This is a genomic window from Microcoleus sp. K1-B1, assembly GCF_036704705.1.
GTDB lineage: Bacteria > Cyanobacteriota > Cyanobacteriia > Cyanobacteriales > Microcoleaceae > Microcoleus.
Genome location: NZ_JAUBSH010000189.1, coordinates 1 through 2,245 on the forward strand (window position 1 = coordinate 1; position 2,245 = coordinate 2,245).

2 protein-coding genes are annotated in these 2,245 nt (G+C 43.7%); both read left to right on the forward strand.

What is annotated here, in order from left to right; genetic code table 11:
• On the forward strand, positions 1–200 hold a 200-nt coding region (locus tag QUA83_RS30265; RefSeq protein WP_333297903.1), incomplete at its 5' end, for a hypothetical protein.
• A gap of 331 nt (positions 201–531) precedes the next feature.
• A protein-coding gene (locus QUA83_RS30270) for an IS5 family transposase (RefSeq protein ID WP_333297904.1) occupies positions 532–2,050 on the forward strand; the annotation gives its coding sequence in 2 pieces (ribosomal slippage) (positions 532–762 and positions 764–2,050; 1,518 coding nt in all).
• The last annotated feature ends 195 nt before the right edge of the window (positions 2,051–2,245 follow it).

Here is a 2,245-nt window from a genome sequence, read left to right on the forward strand (position 1 = left end):
CTCAAGGATTGGCGCTGCATAATCGAAGGATGAGCTGTCAATCCCAATCGGAAAAATTAGCCAACAAACCGGGTTTTGAGAAAGTCCGACAGGGAATTAATACCCTGTCGGACTTTGTTTGTATAGGATTGGTTTCAATTCACTTTCCGCACCCTCCACTGTCACAATCGGTTTTTGCGGAATTTTGTGAACCCAAATGATCATTTTTTATACACACAAGTGGGAAATTGGACTGGCGATCGCCAGTTCAATTTAGCCAAACTCCGAAAATTCGTAGTGTGACAATTCAGGGTGCGGAATGTGGGTTTCAACCCAGATTCCACACCCTGGGGTATCAAACAAGTCACGGTTTGGCCGTGATATAAAGTCCGCACAAAACGCCAAAAAAATCCCGCGCTGTCTCATACATAGGGCTTGCTGAAAAAAGGGGAAAAAGTGACGGGGATTGGATGGGCGAGCAGTAGGTGGGTGGTAAGCGTGCAGGAAAAACGGGTAAGATAGTTCAAAACCCGTGCATTATCGTTGGCTCCCGTGTACCGAAAAGTCGAACCCACCCCAAGCTCAGCCCAAGACTTTAAGCTGCCCTTTGAAGGAAAGTTGGCAGCGACTAACCGTTGGGTGCAGCTAGCCGAACTAATACCTTGGTCGGAATTTGAATCAGAATATGCCCAAAATTTCGTGGCAGAAGTGGGACCTCCCGCTAAATCATTTCGGGTGGCGTTAGGCTCGTTAATCATTAAGGAAAAACTAGGAATTAGTGACGCGTGAAACCGTAGAGCAAATTCGAGAGAATCCTTACCTGCAATACTTTATAGGTTATTTATCCTATAGCAATGAGGAGCCATTTGACCCTTCACTATTCGTTCATTTCCGACAAAGAATCAGTGACGAATTGGTGAACAAAGTCAATAGAGAAGTGGTGAGGAGATTGAGAGAATTAGTTCGAGGCGAGGGCGAAAAAAAAAATCCCGAAGCAGAGAGGGAACAGCCGAAAAATCAAGGAAAATTAATCCTAGATGCCACCTGCGCGCCCGCCGATATTAGCTATCCGACCGACTTCTCACTCTTAAATCAAGCCCGAGTTCACACGGAGAAAATCATAGATCTGCTGTATGAGCCACTCAAAGAGAAAATCCAGACCAAACCGAGAACCTACCGTCAGATAGCGAAAAAAGAATACTTAAAAGTCGCCAAACAAAGAAGACCGACTCGCAAACAGAAAAGAAAAGCCCTAAAAAAACAACTACAATACATCAAAAGAAATCTCGGTCATATCGACCAGTTAATCGAATCAGGAGGCTCACTCTTGTGTCTGAAAAATAGGCAATATAAAACTTTGTTAGTGGTGAAAGAAGTCTATCGGCAACAGTTAGAGTTGTTTCAAAAGAATCAACAAAGTATTGAAGACCGAATCGTTAGTTTAAGCCAACCCCAGCTCCGTCCAATCGTGAGAGGGAAAGCGGGAAAACCCGTAGAGAGGCGAGCTAAACTATCAGCGAGCTGCTTTGAGGGATATGTATTTGTAGACCGAATCAGTTGGGATAACTTTAACGAATCAGGAGACTTAAAAACTCAAATAGAAGCATATCGAAGCTTCACGGGATATTATCCCGAATCAGTTCATGTGGATAAAATTTATCGAACCCGCGACAATCGAGCTTGGTGCAAAGAAAGAGGAATTAGAATCAGTGGGCCACCATTAGGAAGACCCCCAGCTCACGTGAGTCCAGAAAAAAAGAAGCAAGCGGCATATGATGAGAGAATTCGCAGTTCAATTGAGGGAAAGTTCGGTCAAGGCAAGCGAAGATTCAGCCTCTCTTTGGTGATGACAAAACTAGAAAATACCTCTCGAACTTCCATCGCAATTTCTTTTTTAGTCATGAATTTGACTGCTGGATTGAGACAGCTTCTCAGTCTTTTTTTGTGCTTATTTTCTCTGAGAACAACTCAAATGAGCCGTTTCATAACTTCAAGTTATGTCCGAGCTAGCGTTCGACAACTCAAGCTAAACGCTCGTCGGGGGATTGAATCTGCGCTCGATCGATATTGAGGTTTCTCCGACTTATTCAGCAAGCCCTACATAGCGAGTAAGGATTCAGGTATCTGAAACGTAGTCACAGAAAGACTTATAGAATTCAATCCTTCGCTCAATCAACAGCTTAATTCTCAATACTGTACTTTAGACTAAATAAAGATGAGAACGGTGGCTTTGAGAAGAACTAAAGCCACCGCGCCGGGAGAGAAT